We start from the raw sequence: 18326 nt of genomic DNA on the forward strand, positions 1-18326 counted from the left end.
TCGCTAGCGGCCCAGCCAGTCGGCGAAGGACAGCCCGGAGATGCGCTCGTAGGCCTCCACGTACCGCTGGCGGGTCGCGGCCACCACCTCCGCCGGCAGCGGCGGCGGGGCGTCGTCACCGTGGCGGTCCCAGCCGGAGTCCGGGCCGGTCAGCCAGTCGCGGACGTACTGCTTGTCGAAGCTGGGCTGCACCCGCCCCTCGGTGAAGCCCTCGGCCGGCCAGAAGCGGGAGGAGTCCGGGGTGAGCACCTCGTCGCCCAGCACCAGCCTGCCCTCGGCGTCGCGGCCGAACTCCAGCTTGGTGTCGGCCAGGATCACGCCACGCTCGGCGGCGTGCGCGGCGGCCCGGGAGTAGATGTCCAGCGTGGCGGTGCGCAGCTGCTCGGCCAGCTCAACACCCACCTGCGCCGCCACCGTCGCGAAGTCCACGTTCTCGTCGTGCTCCCCCATCACCGCCTTGGTGGCCGGGGTGAAGATCGGCTCCGGCAGCTGGCTGGCCTCGCCCAGGCCCGCCGGCAGCGTCACCCCACACACCGAGCCGCTCGCCCGGTAGTCGGCCAGGCCGGAGCCGGTGAGATAGCCGCGGACCACGCACTCCACCGGCACCATGTCCAGCCGGCGCACCACCAGCGCCCGGCCCAGCAGCTCCGCGGGGATGCGCTGGTCGTCGGGCTCGCCGGCCAGGTGGTTCGCCCCGCCCAGCAGCCCGAAGAAGAACACGCTCATCGCGGTGAGCACCCGGCCCTTGTCCGGGATCGGCGTGGGCAGCACGTGGTCGTAGGCCGAGATCCGGTCGGAGGCCACCAGCAGCAGGTGATCGTCGTCGATGGCGTAGAGGTCACGCACCTTGCCGGCGGCGACGTGGGCGTAGTCAGCAAGGGAGGGGCGCACGGTGATCGAGCCTATCGGGCGAGCGTCGGTTGCCCGTCGACCGCGGGGCGGACCTCGCTGCCCCGGGCGAGCAGCGTGGCGTAGCGCCCGCCGAGGGCCCGCAGCTGCTCGTGCGTGCCGCGCTCCACGGCGCGGCCGTGGTCGAGCACCACGATCTGGTCGGCGTCGCGGACCGTGGAGAGGCGGTGCGCGATGGTGATGGTGGTGCGTCCGCGGCTGACCACGTCCAGCGCCGCCTGCACGGCGCGCTCGGTCTCGTTGTCCAGGGCGCTGGTGGCCTCGTCCAGCACCAGCACCCGCGGGTCGCGCAACAAGGTGCGAGCGATGGCGATGCGCTGCTTCTCCCCGCCGGAGAAGCGGTGCCCGCGGGCCCCGACCACGGTGTCGTAGCCGTCGGGCAACGAGGAGATCAGCTCGTGCACCTGCGCGGCTCGCGCCGCCGCCTCGATCTCGGCGTCGGTGGCCCCCGGGCGGGCGTGGCGCAGGTTCTCCCGGATCGTCGCGTGCAGCAGGTAGGTCTCCTGCGAGACCACGCCCACCAGCTCGGAGAGCTCGGCGAGCCGGATGTCGCGCAGGTCCACCCCGTCCAGGGTGACCTGGCCGGTGGTGGGGTCGTGCAGCCGTGCCACCAGCGAGGCCAGCGTGGTCTTGCCGGAGCCGGTCTCCCCCACCAGGGCCAGCGCCGACCCGGGGGGCACCTCGATGGAGACGCCGGTGAGGGCGTCGCGGTGGGAGCCCTCGTAGCGGAAGCCCACGTCGACGAAGCGGACGGCGCCGGCCACCTCCTCCTTCGGCATGGGCACCGGGTGCTCGGGATCGGCGATGTCCACCGGCAGGTCCAGGTACTCGAAGATGCGGCTGAACAGGGCCAGCGAGCTGGTCACCGAGACGCCGACGTCGAGCAGGCTCATCAGCGGCCGGAACAGCGTGCTCTGCAGCCCGGTGAAGGCGACCAGCGTGCCGATGGTCATGCCGCCGGAGGTGGCCGGCAGCCCGGCCGCGAGGTACAGCAGTGCCGGGATGGCCGAGAAGATGATGCTCATCGTGGCCATCCGCCAGCGTCCGGACAGCTGCGAGCGGACCTCGAGGTCGACCAGCAGGTGCGAGGTGGCGGCGAAGCGGTCGGACATGACCGGGCCGGCGCCCAGGGTCTTGCCCAGCTGCACCCCGCTGATGGACAGGCTCTCGTCGATCTGGGTCTGCATGTCCGCCAGCGCGCGCTGGCGCTGGGCGGTGATGGCCCGGCGCATCAGGGCCACCCGACGGGTGAGCCAGATCGCCGGCGGCAGCACCACCAGGGACAGCAGCGACAGCCGCCAGCTCAGCACCGCCATCGCCACCACGGTGCCCACCACCGTGGTCACGTTCGAGGCGATCGACGTCGCGGTGGAGGTGACCACCGTCTGCATGCCACCGATGTCGTTGGTGAGCCGGGACTGCACCTCACCGCCGCGGGTGCGGGTGAAGAAGCTCAGCGACTGGCGCTGCAGGTGGGAGAACACGCTGGTGCGCAGGTTGTGCATCACGCGCTGGCCGACGGTGGTGGAGATCCACGTCTGCACCACGCCCAGCACCGCGCTCACCACCGTGACCACGAGCATGCCGACCACCGCCCACACCAGCAGCGGCACGTCCTGCTCGGGAATCGCGCGGTCGATCACCTCGCGCACCAGGAACGGGGTGGCCAGGGCGACCGTGGATGCCACCACGATCAGCGCCATCACCGCCGCGACCTGCCAGCGGTAGGGCGCGAACAGCGAGCCGATCCGGCGCAGGCTCACCGGGGAGTCCTGCAGCTGGGCACGGTCGGCGGGATCAAGCTTGCGGGGGCCGCCACGACCCCCACCGCGCCCACCGAAGGGTGGAGCCGTCATGTGTCACCACCCCTCTCCAGTGTCGGGGCAACTATGCTGAGGTTCCCTCAACATGAGGTACTTGTCAAATGAGGTAGGCTCGCTGACCATGACGGAGGCATCGGGCGAGCAGCTCCGCGACCTGGTGATGGCCGCCTCCCGTGCGCTGCGCCGCGGCTGGTCCACCGCGCTCGAGCCCTGGGAGCTCTCGCCGCACGAGTTCCGCGCACTGCGGGCCATTGACGGCGCGGACGAGGGACAGCCGCGGCTCGGCGACGTCGCCAAGGCGCTGCGCATCGCTCCGCGCTCGGCGACGGAGGTGGTGGACCGCCTGCAGGAGCGCGTCCTCGTGGAGCGGGTCGCCGACGGGGCGGACCGGCGCGCGGTGTGCGTCCGCCTCACCGACAAGGGCCGACGCCTGGTCGGCGAGATGGCCGCGGCCCGCGATGCTCAGGCCGCGGAGTTCTTCGCCCCGCTCGGCGCGCGCGACCGCGCCGAGCTGCACCGCATCCTCGGCGCCCTGACCGACGACCGGTGACCCCCGCCCCCGGCGGCTACAGGATCGCGCCGGGCGCGTAGCCGGCCGCCTCGGGGTGGGCGTCGACAAGCTGCTGCACCGCGGCGACGACCGCGCTGACCTGGGCGTCGGCGGCACCGATGAAGGCGCTCTTGTCGGCCAGCGCCGCCTCCAGCGCGGCACGGTCCAGCGGCAGGCGGTCGTCGGCGGCCAGCCGGTCCAGCAGGTCCGGCTCCTTGCCCTGCTCCCGCATGGCCAGCGCCACGGCCACCGCGTGCTCCTTGATGGCCTCGTGCGCGGTCTCGCGCCCCACCCCGGCGCGCACCGCGGCCATCAGCACCCGGGTGGTGGCCAGGAACGGCAGGTAGCGGGTGAGCTCCTTCTCGATCACGGCCGGGTACGCGCCGAACTCGGCCAGCACCGTCAGGAAGGTCTCCATCTGGCCGTCGATGGCGAAGAAGGCGTCCGGCAGCGCGACCCGGCGCACCACGGAGCAGAACACGTCGCCCTCGTTCCACTGCGCGCCGGCCAGCTCGGCGGCCATCGAGGCGTAGCCGCGCAGCACCACCTGCAGGCCGTTGACCCGCTCGCAGGAGCGGGTGTTCATCTTGTGCGGCATGGCCGAGGAGCCCACCTGGCCGGGCTGGAAGCCCTCGGTGACCAGCTCGTGGCCCGCCATCAGCCGGATGGTGTGGGCCAGCGACGACGGGGCGGCACCCACCTGCACCAGGGCGGAGAGCACGTCGTGGTCCAGCGAGCGGGGGTACACCTGGCCGACGCTGTGCAGCACGTGGGCGAACCCCAGGTGCTCGGCGACCTTGGCCTCCAGCTGGGCGAGCTTGCCGGCGTCACCGTCGAGCAGGTCGAGCATGTCCTGGGCGGTGCCCATGGGGCCCTTGATGCCGCGCAGCGGGTACCGCGCGATCAGCTCCGCCAGCCGGGTGAGCGCCAGCAGCAGCTCGTCGGCGGCGGAGGCGAAGCGCTTGCCCAGCGTGGTGGCCTGGGCGGCGACGTTGTGGCTGCGCCCGGCCATCACCACCTGCGAGTACTCGGTGGCCCGCTCGGCCAGCCGGGCGGCGACGGCCACGCCGTGGCCGTGCACGTGCTGCATCGAGCGCAGGACCTGCAGCTGCTCGACGTTCTCGGTGAGGTCGCGGCTGGTCATGCCCTTGTGCACGTGCTCGTGGCCGGCGAGGTCGTTGAACTCCTCGATGCGGGCCTTGACGTCGTGCCGGGTGACCCGCTCGCGCTCGGCGATGGAGGCCAGGTCCACGTCGTCGACCACGCGCTCGTAGTCGGCGATCGCCTCGGCCGGCACGTCCACGCCCAGCTCGGCCTGCGCCTTGAGCACCGCGATCCACAGCTGGCGCTCCAGCACCACCTTGTGGGCGGGCGACCACAGCGCGGCCAGTGCGGGGCTTGCGTAGCGGGAGGCCAGGACGTTCGGGATGGGTGTGCTCACGGGGGGTGAGCCTAGTCGGCGGGCACCTGGCGACTTGCGTGCTCGTGCCGGGAGCGGTTGTGTGGACCGGTGACGAATCCCCACCCGATCGACCTGCGCTCCGACACCGTGACCGTGCCGGACGAGAAGATGCGCACCGCCATGGCCACCGCCGAGGTGGGCGACGACGTCCTCGACCGCGACCCCACCATGCGGGCCCTGGAGGAGCGGGTGGCCGACCTGCTCGGCTGCGAGGACGCGCTGTGGACGCCCAGCGGCACGATGGGCAACCTCATCGCGCTGATGCTGCACCTGCGCCGCGGTGACCGCTTCCTGGCCCCGGCCGCTGCGCACGTGCTCGGCTCCGAGCTGGGCACTGCTGCGTGGCTGGCCGGCGGCATGCCCGACCCGCTGCCCCACGACGCCGGCCCGGGACGCCCGTCGGCGGACGCGGTGCGCCAGGCCATCGGCGGCGAGGGCCCGTACTACACGCTGAACACCACTCTGCTGTGCCTGGAGAACACCCACAACTTCGCCGGCGGCGCGGTCACCCCGCCCGCCGAGCACCGCGCCCTGGTGGCCGCGGCGGCCGAGCGCGGCCTGGCCGTGCACCTCGACGGTGCCCGGCTGTGGCACGCCGCGGTGGCGCTGGACGTGCCGCTGACCGCGCTCACCGCGGGCACCGACACCGTGCAGGTGTGCCTGAGCAAGGGCCTGGGCGCCCCCGTGGGCTCGGTGCTGGCCTCCACGTCGGCGCGCATCGCCGAGGCCCGGCGGGTGCGCAAGATGCTCGGGGGCGGGGTGCGCCAGGGCGGGGTGCTGGCCGCGGCCGGGATGCTGGCGCTGGACCGGGTGGAGGAGCTGGCCATCGACCACGCCAACGCCGTGGCCCTGGCCGACGGGCTGCGCGAGCTGGGCTGGACGGTGGACGTGCCGCAGACCAACATCGTGCTGGCCGACTCCCCCGACCCCGCGGCCACGGTGGCCCAGCTGGAGCAGGTGGGGGTGCGCTCGCTCCCGCTGGCCGGCCGGGTCCGGTTCATCACCCACCGCGACGTGTCCGCCGCCGACGTCACCGAGGCGGTGCAGCGCGTGGCCGGGCTTTCCGCGGCGCGCTAGCCGAGCACTTCAGAGCCAGGCGGGGTCACTCGCCGGCGATCTCGTCCAGCTCAGCGAGGTCCACGTCGGACAGCACCAGTCCGGCGCCGGCGACGTTCTCGCGCAGGTGCGCGACCGACGAGGTGCCCGGGATCAGCAGGATGTTCGGCGACCTGTGCAGCAGCCACGCCAGGGCCACCGACATCGGAGTGGCGTCCAGCCGGGTGGCGACCGCGGAGAGCGCGGACGACTGGAGCGGGCTGAACCCGCCGAGCGGGAAGAACGGCACGTAGGCGATGCCCTCGGCGGCGAGCCGGTCGATCAGCTCGTCGTCCTCGCGGTGCGCGAGGTTGTACCGGTTCTGCACGCACACGATCGGCGCGATGCCCTGAGCCTCGAGAACCTGTTCGGCGGTCGCGTTGCTCACCCCGAGGTGGCGGATGATGCCCTGCCGCTGGAGCTCGACGAGCGCCTGGAACGCGTCGGCGATCGAGCCCGGCTGAGGTCCCGTGGCGTCGCCGAGCCGGAGGTTCACCAGGTCCAGTGCCTCGAGTCCGAGCGACTCCAGGTTCTCCTCGACCTGACGACGCAGCTGGTCTGGCTGCCGCGCCGTCGGCCATCCGCCCTGCTCGTCGCGCTGCGCGCCGACCTTGGTCACGAGGTGCAGCGACTCCGGATAGGGGTGCAGTGCTTCGCGGATCAGGTGGTTGGTGATGCGCGGTCCGTAGGCGTCGCTGGTGTCGATGTGGGTGATTCCGAGGTCGACGGCCTCGCGCAGGACCGCGATCGCGCCGACCCGGTCGGCGGGCGGCCCCATGGCCCAGGGGCCCGCCAGCTGCATCGCGCCGTAGCCGAAGCGGGAGACGGTCAGGTCGCCCAGGTCCCAGGTGCTGCCGGGCAGTGACGTGGAGAGTGCGCTCATTCGTGCTGTCCTTCGTGTCGTCGCATGGTGGGTTCTCTTGGTGCCCAAGTGCATGCTGGTTGCGCAGCTTCCCGGTGGGAAGTAGGCACCTCAGAGTGCGTTGGTATCCACCAGGTGACAGGAGCAGACGATGAGCACGAGCACGGCGGCCGAGCAGAGAGCCCAGGCGAAGCTCGAGTACGACTCGTTCCTGGCCTCCTGCCCGAGCCGGAAGCTGCTCGACCGGATCTCCGACAAGTGGGTCGCCCTGATCCTCTGCGCGCTCGGCGGCGGGGGCGACGCCGATCGGCTGGGTGAACCGCGGGCGATGCGCTTCTCGGAGCTGTCCCGGCAGCTCGCCGGCGTCAGCCAGAAGATGCTCACCCAGACGCTGCGCTCGCTGGAGCGAGACGGCCTCGTCACCCGCACCGTGACTCCCACCGTTCCGGTCACGGTCACCTACGAGCTCACCGAGCTCGGCCTGTCGCTGCACCACCTCATCCGCGGACTCAAGGGCTGGGCGGAGACACACATGGACGACGTCCTCGCCCACCGGGCGGCACACGACGCCCGCACCGCCGGGCGACCGAACACCCTCTAGCCGAGGCTGGGCTCCGCCTCGGCACGCGGGTGCGCTGCCGTGCTCGTGCCCGCTGCCGTCCTCGTGCCCGCTGCGCTGCGCCCGGCCCGGCGACCGAAGAAGCTGCCGTCGCCGAGCGAGGCGCCCGAGGCGTAACCCCAGGCCGAGATGCCGGCGGTGCAGCGCCCGGCCGCGAACAGGCCGGGGATCGGCTCGCCCGAGACGTGCAGCACCTCGGAGTCCACGGTGGTGCGCAGCCCGCCCAGGGTGAACCCGCTGGTCGCGCCGCGCAGGTCGATCGCGGCGAAGGGCCCGGTGAGGGGCTTCACCCACTCCGCCTTCTTGCCCAGCAACGGGTCCTCGCCGGTGACCGCGTACCGGTTGTACAGCTCCACGGTGGACTCCAGCGCGCCGGCCACCAGGCCCATCTCCGCCTCCAGCTCAGCGACGGTCTCGCAGACCCAGGTGGGCTTGCGCTGCAGGTGCCGAGTTGCCGTCGGGGAGGCGGCGGCTGCGGCGTAGCCGGCCTCGTCGACCACCAGGAACACCTGGTTGTCCTGCTGGAACAGGGCCAGCTGACCGATGCGGCCGGGGTAGGTGTCCTCCGGGACGAAGCGCTGCCCGCGGCCGTTGACCAGGATGCCGCGCACCATCAGCTGCGGGTCGCAGTGGATGGCGACCTCGGCGGCGTCCATGTGGGCGAGGTCGGCCCCCACGGCCTGTCCCATCCGGATGGAGATCCCGTCGTGCTCCTCGATCGCCGAGCCCGGGCGACCGGCCATCAGCGGCGCGAAGCTCTGCACCATCTGGTCGTTGTAGGCGAAGCTCCCGGTGGCCAGCACCACGCCGCGGCGGGCCCGCACGGCGATCTCGTGGCCGTACTGCTTGGCGATCACCCCGACCACCCGCCCGTCGGGATCGGTGACCAAGGTCTGCACCCGCACGTCGTGCTCGGCCCGCACCCCCAGCGCGGCCACGGTCTCCGACAACGGCTTCATCAGCATGTAGCCGCCGCTCTTCTCCCCGGCGCGCTTGTTGGCCATCTGCGGGACGTGCCCGCGCGGTGCCGGGGTGGCGACGGCGGTGAACGGGGCGGCGTTCTCCCCGCCGGAGTACATCAGCCCCTCGTCGCCGACGGACTCCCAGCCCGGCTCGCCGAAGAACTCCGGCTTGAACACCACGCCGCAGTCCACCAGCCAGTCGTAGTGCTCCACCGACCCCTGGCAGTAGGCCTCGATCTTGGCACCGTCCACCCCGGGTCCGAGCGCCGCGGTGAGGAAGGCCTGCATGGTGGCCGGGGAGTCCTCGAAGCCGCAGGCCCGCTGCAGCGCGGTGCCGCCGCCCAGGTAGATGAACCCGCCCGCCAGCGCCGCGGCGCCACCCCACCCGCTGGTGCGCTCGAGCACCAGCACGTCGGCCCCGGCCCGAGCGGCCTCGATGGCGGCCGAGGCGCCGGCCACGCCGTACCCCGCGACCACGACGTCCGCCTCGTGGTCCCAGCTGGCGACGTCCGCGGCGGGGCGCGGGTGCACGGAGGTGGTGGTGGAGGTGGTCATGGTGGTCCTTCCGGTGGGTCAGCGCTGCAGCGCGCGGGCCCCGCGCAGCCGGGTGAGGGCCTCGGTGATGTCCGACGTGGCCCCGGCGAAGGACAGCCGCACGGTGCTGCCGCCGTGCACGGTGTCGAAGTCGACGCCGGGGGCCAGCGCCACCCCGGTCTCGGCCAGCAGCTCGGCGCACCAGGCGGTGGAGTCGTCGGTGAGGTGGCTGATGTCGGCGTAGGCGTAGAACGCGCCGTCGGCCGGGGCCAGGTCGCCCAGACCCACCTGGGGCAGGCCCTCCAGCAGCAGGTCGCGGTTGGTGCGGTAGCGGAGCACGTGGGAGTCCAGCTCGGCGTAGGACTCCTCGGTGAAGGCCGCGACGGCCGCGTGCTGGGACAGGGCGGGCGGGCAGATGGTGAGGTTGCCGGCGAGGCGGTCCACCGCGCGGCGCAGCCGGGCCGGCACCAGCATCCAGCCCAGCCGCCAGCCGGTCATGCAGAAGTACTTCGACGCCGAACCCATCACCACCGCCTCGCGGGAGGTCTGCCAGGCGCTGGCGGTCTCCGGCCCGTAGCTGATGCCGTGGTAGATCTCGTCGGAGATCAGCAGCGTGCCGTGCTCCTCGCACCAGCGGGCCAGGGCGGCCAGCTCGTCGGCGGCCAGGATGGTGCCGGTGGGGTTGGCGGGGCTGGCCACCACCAGCCCGGCCGGCGGGGTCTCCAGCGCCTCCAACATCGCCACCGTGGGCTGGAAGCGGGTGTCGGGGCCGCAGTCGAGCTCAACCACGGTGCAGCCGAGCGCCTGCAGGGAGTTGCGGTAGGCCGGGTAGCCCGGCCGCGACATCACCACGGTGTCGCCGGCGTCGAAGGCGGCGAGGAAGATCAGCGGGAACCCACCGGAGGATCCGGTGGTGACCACGACGTCCTCCGCGCTCACCTCGATGTCGTAGCGCCGGCTGTGGTGACCGGCGATGGCCAGGCGCAGCTCGTCGATGCCCAGGGTGACGGTGTAGCCCAGCAGCTGCTCGTCCAGCGCCTTGCGGGCGGCGCGCAGCACCGCGGCGGGCGCGGGGGTGGAGGGTTGCCCGGCGGCGAGGTTGACCACGTCACCGTGGGTGCGCTGGCGGATGGCGGCAGCCGCCCACACGTCCATCACGTGGAACGGCTCGATGAGGGAGCGCCGTGACTCGTGCACCCGTGTCCCCTTTCTGGCGCCGCCGCTGACCGGCCGCGCCGCGCTCCGACCCTAGTTGGCGGGCCGGTCTCCCCGGTCAGGCGTCGGTGTCTGCTGGAACATCGGTGTCTGCTGGAACATCGGTGCCTCCGTGGACATCGGTGTCCTCCTGGACGTCGACCACGTACATCCGGGTGCGCGAGCGGTCGGCGAACCGGTCCTCGTCCGCGGCGATGGCTCGACCCACCTCGGTGCCGGCGGAGTCGGCGATCATCTGGTCGAAGCCGGCGCGGTCGTCGAAGTAGATCTCGGTGATCACGTCGAAGTCGGGCACCGGCGCGGTCGGCGAGCCCAGCACGCTCTCGTGCTGGAGGAAGTTGCGGCGGTAGGCCCGGATCTGCGGGTGCAGCTCACGGATCAGCCGCGCGTGGGTGCTGCCGTAGTAGGCCATGAACTCCGCGCGGGAGGTGCCGGGCTTGCGGGTCAGCAGGGCGACAGCCTTGAACACGACGCGGCTCCTCCGCTAGGGGTGTGCCGCCAAGGTAGGCCGCGGCCGAGCCCGGAACCGGCCGCGTCCCGGCCAGCGGGCGCCGCCTCGCTCAGCGCGGGCCGGGAACGGTGATCTCCCCGGCGACGGCCCGGGCGGCGATGTCGCTGCGGTAGTGCCCGCCGGGCAGGTGCACCTGCGCCATCCGCCGGTAGGCGTCCTCGCGCGCGGCGGCCAGGTCGGCGCCGGTGCCCACCACGCTGAGCACCCGTCCACCGGCGGAGACCACGGTGCCCTCCGGGCGGGCCACGGTGCCGGCGTGCAGCACGCTCTCCTCGTCGGCGCCGCTGATGACGTCACCCGTGCGTGGCTTGCCGGGGTAGTTCTCCGCCGCCAGCACCACGGTGACCGCGGCGCCGGGGGCCCACTCCAGGTCGGTGTGCTCGGCCAGGCTGCCGGTGGCGGTGGCGTGCAGCAGCTCGCCCAGCGGCGTGCGCAGCAGGGCCAGCACCGACTGGGTCTCCGGGTCACCGAAGCGGCAGTTGAACTCCACCACCGCCGGCCCGGCCGCACCCAGCGCGAAGCCGGCGTAGAGCAGCCCGGAGAACCCACAGCCCCGGCGCACCAGCTCCGCCGCGACCGGCTTGACGGTGTTCTCCACCAGGTCCTCGACCATGCCCTCGGGCGCCCAGGGCAGCGGCGCGTAGGCACCCATGCCGCCGGTGTTGGGGCCGGTGTCGTCGTCGCCCACTCGCTTGGCGTCCTGGGCGGGCAGCAGCGGCACCACCGTCTCGCCGTCGACCAGGCAGAACAGCGAGACCTCGGGGCCGTCCAGGTAGCTCTCCAGCAGCACCGGGTGGCCGTCCTCCAGCAGCGAGGCGGCGTGCCGGCGGGCGGCGTCGCGATCCTCGGTGACCACCACGCCCTTGCCCGCCGCCAGCCCGTCGTCCTTGACCACCCAGTGCGGGCCGAAGCGGTCCAGCGCGGCGTCGAGGTCGGCCGGGCTGTCCACGATCTCGCTGTGCGCGGTGCGCACCCCGGCCGCGGCCATGACGTCCTTGGCGAACGCCTTGGATCCCTCGATGCGGGCGGCCTGGCGGGAGGGTCCGAAGCAGGCGATGCCCGCGGCGCGCACGGCGTCGGCCACCCCCAGCACCAGCGGCACCTCGGGACCGATGACCACGAGGTCGGCAGCCAGGCGACGAGCCATGGCGGTGACCGCCTCGGGATCGGCCACGTCCACCGGGTGCTGCTCGGCCACGTGGGCCGTGCCCGCGTTGCCCGGGGCGCAGAAGAGCTCGGTCACCCCGGGATCACGGCGCAGGGCCAGCAGCAGAGCGTGTTCACGGGCACCGGAGCCGATCACGAGTACGCGCACAGCGGTACAGGTTACGGGGCGACGTCGGCGCCATGGCGCCGGCATCTGCCTGGTCAGGGCTTGCGCAGCACCGTCACGGAGAAGTCGGCGTCGGCGTGCCAGGGCCGCAGGTCCCAGGTGGCGAACCGCTGCTCCACCACGAAGCCGGCGGCGACGGCGTGGGTGTCCAGCTCCTCCACGGTGTAGCCGCGGCCAGCACCGAAGCCGATCACCGCGACGCCGTCGGAGCGCAGGTGCGCCGCCATCCGCACCAGCACCTCCGGCGCGGTGCCCGGGCGCAGGTAGGGCATCACGTTGCCGGCGCAGACCAGGGCGTCGAAGGGCTCGGGCTCCCCCAGCTCGGCCAGGTCCAGCTCGGACAGGTCGGCCACCAGCCAGCGTGGCCCGGGGTGGTCGGCCTCCGCGGCCTCGATCAGCTGCGGGTCGGCGTCCACGCCCACCACCTGGTGCCCGCGGGCGGCGAGCTCGGCGCCCACCCGCCCGGGGCCGCAGCCGGCGTCGAGCACCCGGGCACCGCGGGGCAGCATCGCGTCCAGCGTGCGCGCCTCGCCGACCAGGTCGGCCCCCTCGGCGGCGAGCGTGCGGAACCGGTCGATGTACCACTGGGAGTGCCCGGCGTCGTGCGCCGTCACCCACCGCGTCGGCTTGCTCATGCGGCCACGGTATCCCCCACGCAGACGGCCGGGCCGGTCGCCGTCCCGCGAGGGAGCGACGTCCGGCCCGGTCGTGGGTCAGCGCGGCAGCGCGCCGCTAGTCAGCGGCGACGAGGGGGTACACGCCGTCCTCGTCGTGCACCTCCTTGCCGGTGACCGGCGGGTTGAACACGCAGAACATGCGCATCCGCGTGGTCGGCTCCACGGTGTGGCGCTCGTGCCCGTTGAGCAGGTACATGGTTCCCGGAGCCAGCGGGTAGACCTCGCCCGTCTCGCGGTCGGTCAGCGTGCCCTCGCCCTCGACGAGCCACACCGCCTCGATGTGGTTGGCGTAGTGGAAGTCGTTCACCGTGCCCGGCTCGATGACGGTCTCGTGGAAGGAGAACCCCACGCCGTCACCGCCGAGCACGATGCGCTTGCTCGCCCACTGGCCGTTCGGCGCCGTGACGTCGCGGTCGGTGCCGGTGATCTCGTCGATGGTGCGGACAATCATGCTGCCTCCGATGTGTTGACGGTAGGGAAAGCTGGTGCGGGCCTTGCCCGGTCAGGAGCTGACGGTGGCGGTGGCCTCGGCCAGGATCTTCAGGCCGTGGTCGAGCTCGTCGGCGGTGATGGTCAGCGCGGGCAGCAGCTTGACCACCTCGTCGGACGGCCCCGCCGTCTCGGCCAGCAGGCCGTTGTCGAAGGCCAGCGAGCAGACCTTGCCGGCCAGGTCGGCGTCGGCGAAGACCAGGCCCTGGGCCAGACCACGACCACGGGTGCTCACGCCCGGGTGCTCGGCGGCCAGCGCGGCGAACGCGTCGTGCACCTGCTTGCCCTTGACCAGCGTCTCCCGCTGCAGGGTGTCGTCGGACCAGAACTGCTCCAGCGCCACGGTGGCCGTGACGAAGGCGGGGTTGTTGCCACGGAAGGTGCCGTTGTGCTCGCCGGGCTCCCAGACGTCCAGCTCGGGCTTGAACAGGGTCAGCGCCATCGGCATCCCGTAGCCGCTGATGGACTTGGACAGGCAGACGATGTCGGGGGTGATGCCCGCCTCCTCGAAGGAGAAGAACGGACCGGTGCGCCCGCAACCCATCTGCACGTCGTCGACGATGAGCAGGATGTCGCGCTTGGCGCACAGCTCCGCCAGCGAGCGCAGCCACGACGCGCGGGCCACGTTCACGCCGCCCTCACCCTGCACGGTCTCCACGATGACTGCGGCGGGGCGGTTGAAGCCGCTGCCGGAGTCGTCGAGCACCCGCTCCATCCAGTCGAAGTCGGAGTTCTCCCCGTCGCTCTCGGACAGGTAGTGGTCGTAGGGCATCGGGGTGGAGTGCACCAGCGGGATGCCGGCACCGCCCCGCTTCATCGAGTTGCCGGTGACCGACAGCGCGCCCAGCGTCATGCCGTGGAAGGCGTTGGTGAAGTTGATGATGGCCTCGCGGCCGGTCACCTTGCGCGCCAGCTTGAGCGCGGACTCCACGGTGTTGGTGCCCGTCGGGCCGGGGAACTGCACCTTGTAGTCCAGCCCGCGCGGGCTCAGCACCCGGTCGGAGAAGGTCTGCAGGAAGTTGCGCTTGGCCACGGTGGACATGTCCAGCCCGTGGGTGACGCCGTCGCGGCCGAGGTACTCCAGCAGGGCCTGCTTGAGGACCGGGTGGTTGTGGCCGTAGTTCAGCGCGCCGGCCCCGGCGAAGAAGTCGAGGTACTCCGTGCCGTCCTCGCTCCGCATCCAGGATCCCTGGGCGGTGTCGAACACGGCGGGCCACCCACGGCTGTAGCTGCGCACATCTGATTCGAGCGTCTCGAAGATTGAAGTCACGATCATCCTCCGTGTCGGTGGCCGACGGTGTAGAGATCCTCGGCCTCGTGGCTGTCCGGAAAGTGCTCCGGTCGAAACAGTTCCTCGGTGCTGATGGGCACGCCGCGCCGGCGTGCCAGAGCGGTGAACAGGGCCTGCGACGCCTCGTTGTCGGGGCTGATCGTGGTCTCCAGGCGGACGACTCCCGCGGTGGCCAGCCGGTCGAGCACGCCGTCGAGCATGCGGCCGGCCACTCCCTTGCCGCGCTGGTCGGCGTCCACCGCCACCTGCCAGACGAACAGCGTGTCCTGGCGGTCCGGGCGTCGGTAGCCGGTGACGAAACCGACGACCCGATCGTGGTCCAGCGCGACGATCGAGGTGCCGGAGAAGTCGCGACCCCACAGCACGTAGGCGTAGGAGGAGTTCACGTCCAGCACCTGCGAGTCGCGGGCGATCTCCCACATCCGGGTGCCGTCACCGGGGCCGGGAGCACGAAACGAGAGGCCGTCGGACGGCCCTGGGGAGCTTGGGTCGGCAGCAGCGGGCGGGGTCGTACCTGTGTCAGGGGGAGTCATACGGTGTTCGAACGTAACAAAGGTGCCGTGTGCGAGTCACGTAACATGTTGGAAACAGTGAGATCCACTACACCCGGGCATTTCCGACATTCTCCCCACGCCCGAGGTCAGCGCCGGAGTCCTGCAGGTCACCGGGTCAGTGACCGACGGCCCGTTCGAACACCTGCGCAGCCGCCCTCGCGCGCCGAACCGGGCGGCGCGGCGGGGTCCCGACCCTGTTGGCCCGGGACCCCGCGGGCGCCGCTCTCAGCCAGCGAGCACGTCGTGCCGGACGATGGTCTCGTCCCGGCCGGGACCGACCCCGATGCACGACACCCGGGCGCCGCAGAGCTCCTCGATGCGCAGCACGTAGGCCTGGGCGTTGGCGGGCAGCTCCTCGAAGGTGCGGGCACCGCTGATGTCCTCGAACCAGCCCGGCATCTCCTCGTAGACCGGCACGGCGTGGTGCACGTCCGACTGGGTCATCGGCATGTCCTCCACCCGCACCCCGTCCACCTCGTAGGCCACGCAGATCGGCACCGTCTCCAGGCCCGACAGCACGTCGAGCTTGGTGAGGAAGTAGTCGGTGATGCCGTTGACGCGGGTGGCGTAGCGGCCGATGACGGCGTCGAACCAGCCGCAGCGGCGGGCGCGGCCGGTGGTGACCCCCACCTCGCCGCCCTTCTTGCTGAGGAACTCGCCCATCTCGTCGTGCAGCTCGGTGGGGAACGGACCGGAGCCGACGCGGGTGGTGTACGCCTTGAGGATGCCCAGCACCGTGGTGATGCGGGTGGGGCCGATGCCCGAGCCGACCGACGCGCCGCCGGCGGTGGGGTTGGAGGAGGTGACGTAGGGGTAGGTGCCGTGGTCGACGTCGAGGAGGGTGCCCTGGCTGCCCTCCAGCAGCACCGTCTCGCCGCGCTCCAGCGCCTCGTTGAGCTGCAGGCGGGTGTCGGCGATGCGGTGCTTGAAGCCCTCCGCCTGCTCCAGCACCTCCGCGACCACCTGGTCGGGGTCGAGCGCGCGCCGGTTGTAGATCTTGGACAGCACCTGGTTCTTGAACTCCAGGGCCGCCTCGACCTTCTGGCGCAGGATCTTCTCGTCCAGCACGTCGGCCACGCGCACACCCACGCGGGCGATCTTGTCCTGGTAGGCCGGTCCGATGCCGCGGCCGGTGGTGCCGATCTTGGCGTTGCCCAGGAAGCGCTCGGTGACCTTGTCGATGGCCACGTGGTAGGGCATCAGCAGGTGCGCGTCGGCGGAGAGCAGCAGCCGGGAGGTGTCCACCCCGCGCTCCTCCAGCCCGGCCAGCTCGGCCAGCAGCACGCCGGGGTCCACCACCACGCCGTTGCCGATGACGTTGGTGACGTCAGGGGTGAGGATCCCGGAGGGGATGAGGTGCAGGGCGAAGTTCTCCCCGGTGGGCAGGACCACCGTGTGTCCCGCGTTGTTGCCACCCTGGTAGCGGACCACCCACTGGACCCGCTCGCCCAGTAGATCGGTGGCCTTGCCCTTGCCCTCGTCGCCCCACTGGGCGCCGATGAGGACGACTGCCGGCATGTTCTGCTCCCTGCATGTGCATGATCGTGTTGACGCGGCGCACGTCAGTGGGCGCCGGAAGAACCCTAGACCAGGAGCTCGCGGGTGCGGACTGTAGTGCTGACCTGCGGCGGAACGACGCCGCCGCAGGAGCTTGCCCAGATGACGGCTGTACCGGTGCTCGCGCAGCCGGGCAAGGACGAGGTGGACCCGCTGCTGGGCGAGGCCGAGCGGCTGGTGGTGGTGGGCGATGACGCCGACCTGGCGGCGGTGCTCACCCGGCTGCTGCGCACCGAGCGGCTCGACGTCGAGCTGGCCCACGTGAGCCCGCGACCGAGCGCGGCAACCCGGTGCTGGGGGCTGCCCGCCGGGGCCGCCGCTGCCGCGCTGGCGCTCACCGGCACCGCCCGCCCACGCCCGCTGGCCCGCGACGACGCCGGCATCGCGCTGGTCGGGCGGGCCAGCATCACCGGGCCCGACGGCGACCGGCTCACCGGCGAGACCTACGCCGACAACACCCGGGTGTTCACCGGCACCAGCGCCGGGCTGTGGATCGAGCCGAGCGGGGACGAGCCGGGGCTGCGGGTGGCCGAACAGCGGCGCTGGCGCCCGCGGTGGGTCACCGGCCGGGCCGTGCAGACCGGTTCCACGGGGCTGGTGCTCACCCGCGACGGCGTGCCGCACGAGCGGGTGCTCAAGCGCTCCACGTTCTACCGGCACACCACCGACTGGCTGCTCGTGGGCTGAGGGGCTCGCCGCTCAGCGGTCCAGGTTCTCAGCAGCCCAGGTTCTCAGCGGTCCAGGTTCTCCACGTCCGGCGGAACGGCGGGGTGCTCGACCGTGGGCGGCAGGCTGGCCAGCGCCGAGACGCGGCTGGCCCCGGCCACCCGCAGCAGGTCCACCACGGCGGAGCGCAGCTGACCGACCACCACCCGCACCGAAAGACCACCGCTGGCTCCGAGGTCGCTGGTCAGCCCGGCCGCCACCTGCCGCAGCTGCAGCGCCGCGGGGCCCAGCTCGGGCACCTCCTCGCGCGCGGAGCACACCGCGGCCCGCAGCGTGGCCATCGCCGCAGCGGTGCCCTCCACCTGCGCCACCAGCCGCGGCTCGACCTGCTCGTGGTCGCGCACCGCCGCCAGCGACCGCCGGGCCAGCACCCGCAGGTTGCGGGCGGTGTTGTCCAGCGGGGTGGCGGTGGCGTCCAGCTGGGCCAGGCGCTGCCGCGAGCGCCAGCGCAGCGGGGCGATGCGGGCCAGCTCCCGCCCGGCGGCGAGGTTGGCGCGCAGGCTGTCGAGGCTGCCCTGGGTGGACCGCGCCCGGCGCAGCGCCTCGAGCACGGGCGCCTCCTCGGCGTCGGTGAGTCCGCGGGCCACCAGGTGCAGCGAGGCCATCAGCTCGTCGAGCACCTTGGCCACGTCGCTGCGGGCCGAGCGCACCGGATCGGCCGGTATCAGCGACATCACCACGATGCCCACGACACCACCGACGAGGGCGTCCACGAAGCGGTTGACGCCGGCTGAGCCCCCCGGCGGCAGCAGGGTGGCGACCAGCACGGCCGAGGTGCCGGCCTGCAGGGTGAACACCCCGCCGCCGTCGAGCAGCAGCGCGGTGGTCATGGCCAGCAGCACCACCACGCTGATCTGCCAGGCGCCGCTGCCGATCACCGAGATCAGCAGGTCGCCCACCAGGATGCCCACGCTGACCCCGGCCACCAGCTCGACGGCGCGGCGCAGCCGGGCACCCAGGGAGACCCCCAGGCACACCACGGCGGCGATGGGCGCGAAGAACGGCTCCGCGTGACCGACGACGTCGCGGGCCAGGAACCAGGCCAGCCCAGCGGCCAGGGCGCACTGCAGCACCGCCAGCTCGGTGGCGCGCAGCCGCCGCACCCGGGTCTGCAGAGCCGGGTGCAGCCGGTCGAACAGACGCCGCAGCACCGCCGG

Annotated in this window: 18 protein-coding genes; 4 read left to right on the plus strand and 14 right to left on the minus strand. The window is 72.6% G+C overall.

What is annotated here, in order from left to right:
• Positions 1-3: 3 nt before the first annotated feature.
• Positions 4-891 carry a phosphoribosylaminoimidazolesuccinocarboxamide synthase gene (locus tag AC3YNX_RS02725; protein WP_489982040.1) on the minus strand — a complete coding sequence of 296 codons (888 nt, stop codon included), beginning with the start codon at positions 889-891 and terminating at the stop codon, positions 4-6.
• Positions 892-902: 11 nt separating this feature from the next.
• Positions 903-2765 (minus strand): ABC transporter ATP-binding protein, encoded by a 1863-nt coding sequence (locus tag AC3YNX_RS02730; RefSeq protein ID WP_489994522.1) that lies wholly within the window; start codon positions 2763-2765, stop codon positions 903-905.
• A gap of 88 nt (positions 2766-2853) precedes the next feature.
• Between AC3YNX_RS02730 and AC3YNX_RS02735 the strand changes: the two genes are divergently transcribed.
• Positions 2854-3282, plus strand: coding sequence for a MarR family winged helix-turn-helix transcriptional regulator (locus AC3YNX_RS02735; RefSeq protein WP_489994523.1), 429 nt, complete (start codon positions 2854-2856; stop codon positions 3280-3282).
• A gap of 16 nt (positions 3283-3298) precedes the next feature.
• On the opposite strand, the gene purB is transcribed toward AC3YNX_RS02735, so the two are convergent.
• Positions 3299-4723 (minus strand): adenylosuccinate lyase, encoded by a 1425-nt coding sequence (gene purB / locus AC3YNX_RS02740; RefSeq protein WP_489994524.1) that lies wholly within the window; start codon positions 4721-4723, stop codon positions 3299-3301.
• 69 nt (positions 4724-4792) lie between these two features.
• Between purB and AC3YNX_RS02745 the strand changes: the two genes are divergently transcribed.
• Positions 4793-5821, plus strand: coding sequence for a threonine aldolase family protein (locus tag AC3YNX_RS02745; protein WP_489994525.1), 1029 nt, complete (start codon positions 4793-4795; stop codon positions 5819-5821).
• Positions 5822-5846: 25 nt separating this feature from the next.
• Here AC3YNX_RS02745 and AC3YNX_RS02750 read toward each other — a convergent pair whose 3' ends face one another.
• Positions 5847-6722, minus strand: a complete 876-nt coding sequence (locus AC3YNX_RS02750) for an aldo/keto reductase family oxidoreductase (RefSeq protein WP_489994526.1) — start codon at positions 6720-6722, stop codon at positions 5847-5849.
• A gap of 130 nt (positions 6723-6852) precedes the next feature.
• On the opposite strand from AC3YNX_RS02750, the gene AC3YNX_RS02755 reads away from it, so the two are divergent.
• Positions 6853-7302: a winged helix-turn-helix transcriptional regulator gene (locus tag AC3YNX_RS02755; RefSeq protein ID WP_127784209.1), complete on the plus strand. Its 450-nt coding sequence runs from the start codon at positions 6853-6855 to the stop codon at positions 7300-7302.
• Here AC3YNX_RS02755 and AC3YNX_RS02760 read toward each other — a convergent pair.
• The 9 genes from AC3YNX_RS02760 to AC3YNX_RS02800 form a co-directional block, all read right to left on the minus strand.
• Positions 7299-8837 (minus strand): FAD-dependent oxidoreductase, encoded by a 1539-nt coding sequence (locus tag AC3YNX_RS02760; RefSeq protein ID WP_489994527.1) that lies wholly within the window; start codon positions 8835-8837, stop codon positions 7299-7301. The two genes, AC3YNX_RS02755 and AC3YNX_RS02760, sit on opposite strands and share 4 nt — an antisense overlap.
• 18 nt (positions 8838-8855) lie before the next feature.
• Entirely contained in the window at positions 8856-9971 is a 1116-nt protein-coding gene (locus AC3YNX_RS02765; RefSeq protein WP_489994968.1) for a pyridoxal phosphate-dependent aminotransferase, read from the minus strand.
• A 118-nt stretch (positions 9972-10089) separates the two neighbouring features.
• Positions 10090-10500, minus strand: coding sequence for an EthD domain-containing protein (locus tag AC3YNX_RS02770; protein ID WP_489994528.1), 411 nt, complete (start codon positions 10498-10500; stop codon positions 10090-10092).
• Positions 10501-10591: 91 nt separating this feature from the next.
• The gene (gene purD, locus AC3YNX_RS02775; RefSeq protein WP_489994529.1) at positions 10592-11857 is read right to left on the minus strand and encodes a phosphoribosylamine--glycine ligase; all 1266 of its coding nucleotides are present in this window, start codon (positions 11855-11857) and stop codon (positions 10592-10594) included.
• 53 nt (positions 11858-11910) lie between these two features.
• Positions 11911-12510 (minus strand): class I SAM-dependent methyltransferase, encoded by a 600-nt coding sequence (locus tag AC3YNX_RS02780; RefSeq protein ID WP_489994530.1) that lies wholly within the window; start codon positions 12508-12510, stop codon positions 11911-11913.
• Positions 12511-12607: 97 nt separating this feature from the next.
• Positions 12608-13003 carry an ectoine synthase gene (locus AC3YNX_RS02785; protein ID WP_489994531.1) on the minus strand — a complete coding sequence of 132 codons (396 nt, stop codon included), beginning with the start codon at positions 13001-13003 and terminating at the stop codon, positions 12608-12610.
• Positions 13004-13054: 51 nt separating this feature from the next.
• Positions 13055-14317, minus strand: a complete 1263-nt coding sequence (ectB, locus tag AC3YNX_RS02790; protein WP_127784215.1) for a diaminobutyrate--2-oxoglutarate transaminase — start codon at positions 14315-14317, stop codon at positions 13055-13057.
• Positions 14314-14865, minus strand: coding sequence for a diaminobutyrate acetyltransferase (ectA, locus tag AC3YNX_RS02795; protein WP_489994532.1), 552 nt, complete (start codon positions 14863-14865; stop codon positions 14314-14316). Before ectA ends, ectB begins: the two co-directional genes overlap by 4 nt.
• Before the next feature lie 246 nt (positions 14866-15111).
• Complete coding sequence (locus AC3YNX_RS02800) at positions 15112-16404, minus strand: adenylosuccinate synthase (RefSeq protein ID WP_127784217.1); 1293 nt, start codon at positions 16402-16404, stop codon at positions 15112-15114.
• Positions 16405-16545: 141 nt separating this feature from the next.
• On the opposite strand from AC3YNX_RS02800, the gene AC3YNX_RS02805 reads away from it, so the two are divergent.
• Positions 16546-17130 carry a hypothetical protein gene (locus AC3YNX_RS02805; RefSeq protein ID WP_489994533.1) on the plus strand — a complete coding sequence of 195 codons (585 nt, stop codon included), beginning with the start codon at positions 16546-16548 and terminating at the stop codon, positions 17128-17130.
• Positions 17131-17174: 44 nt separating this feature from the next.
• Here AC3YNX_RS02805 and AC3YNX_RS02810 read toward each other — a convergent pair whose 3' ends face one another.
• Entirely contained in the window at positions 17175-18320 is a 1146-nt protein-coding gene (locus AC3YNX_RS02810) for an FUSC family protein (protein ID WP_489982052.1), read from the minus strand.
• Between the last annotated feature and the right edge of the window lie 6 nt (positions 18321-18326).

It is taken from the genome of Rhodococcus sp. Z13_19A, assembly GCF_058133575.1.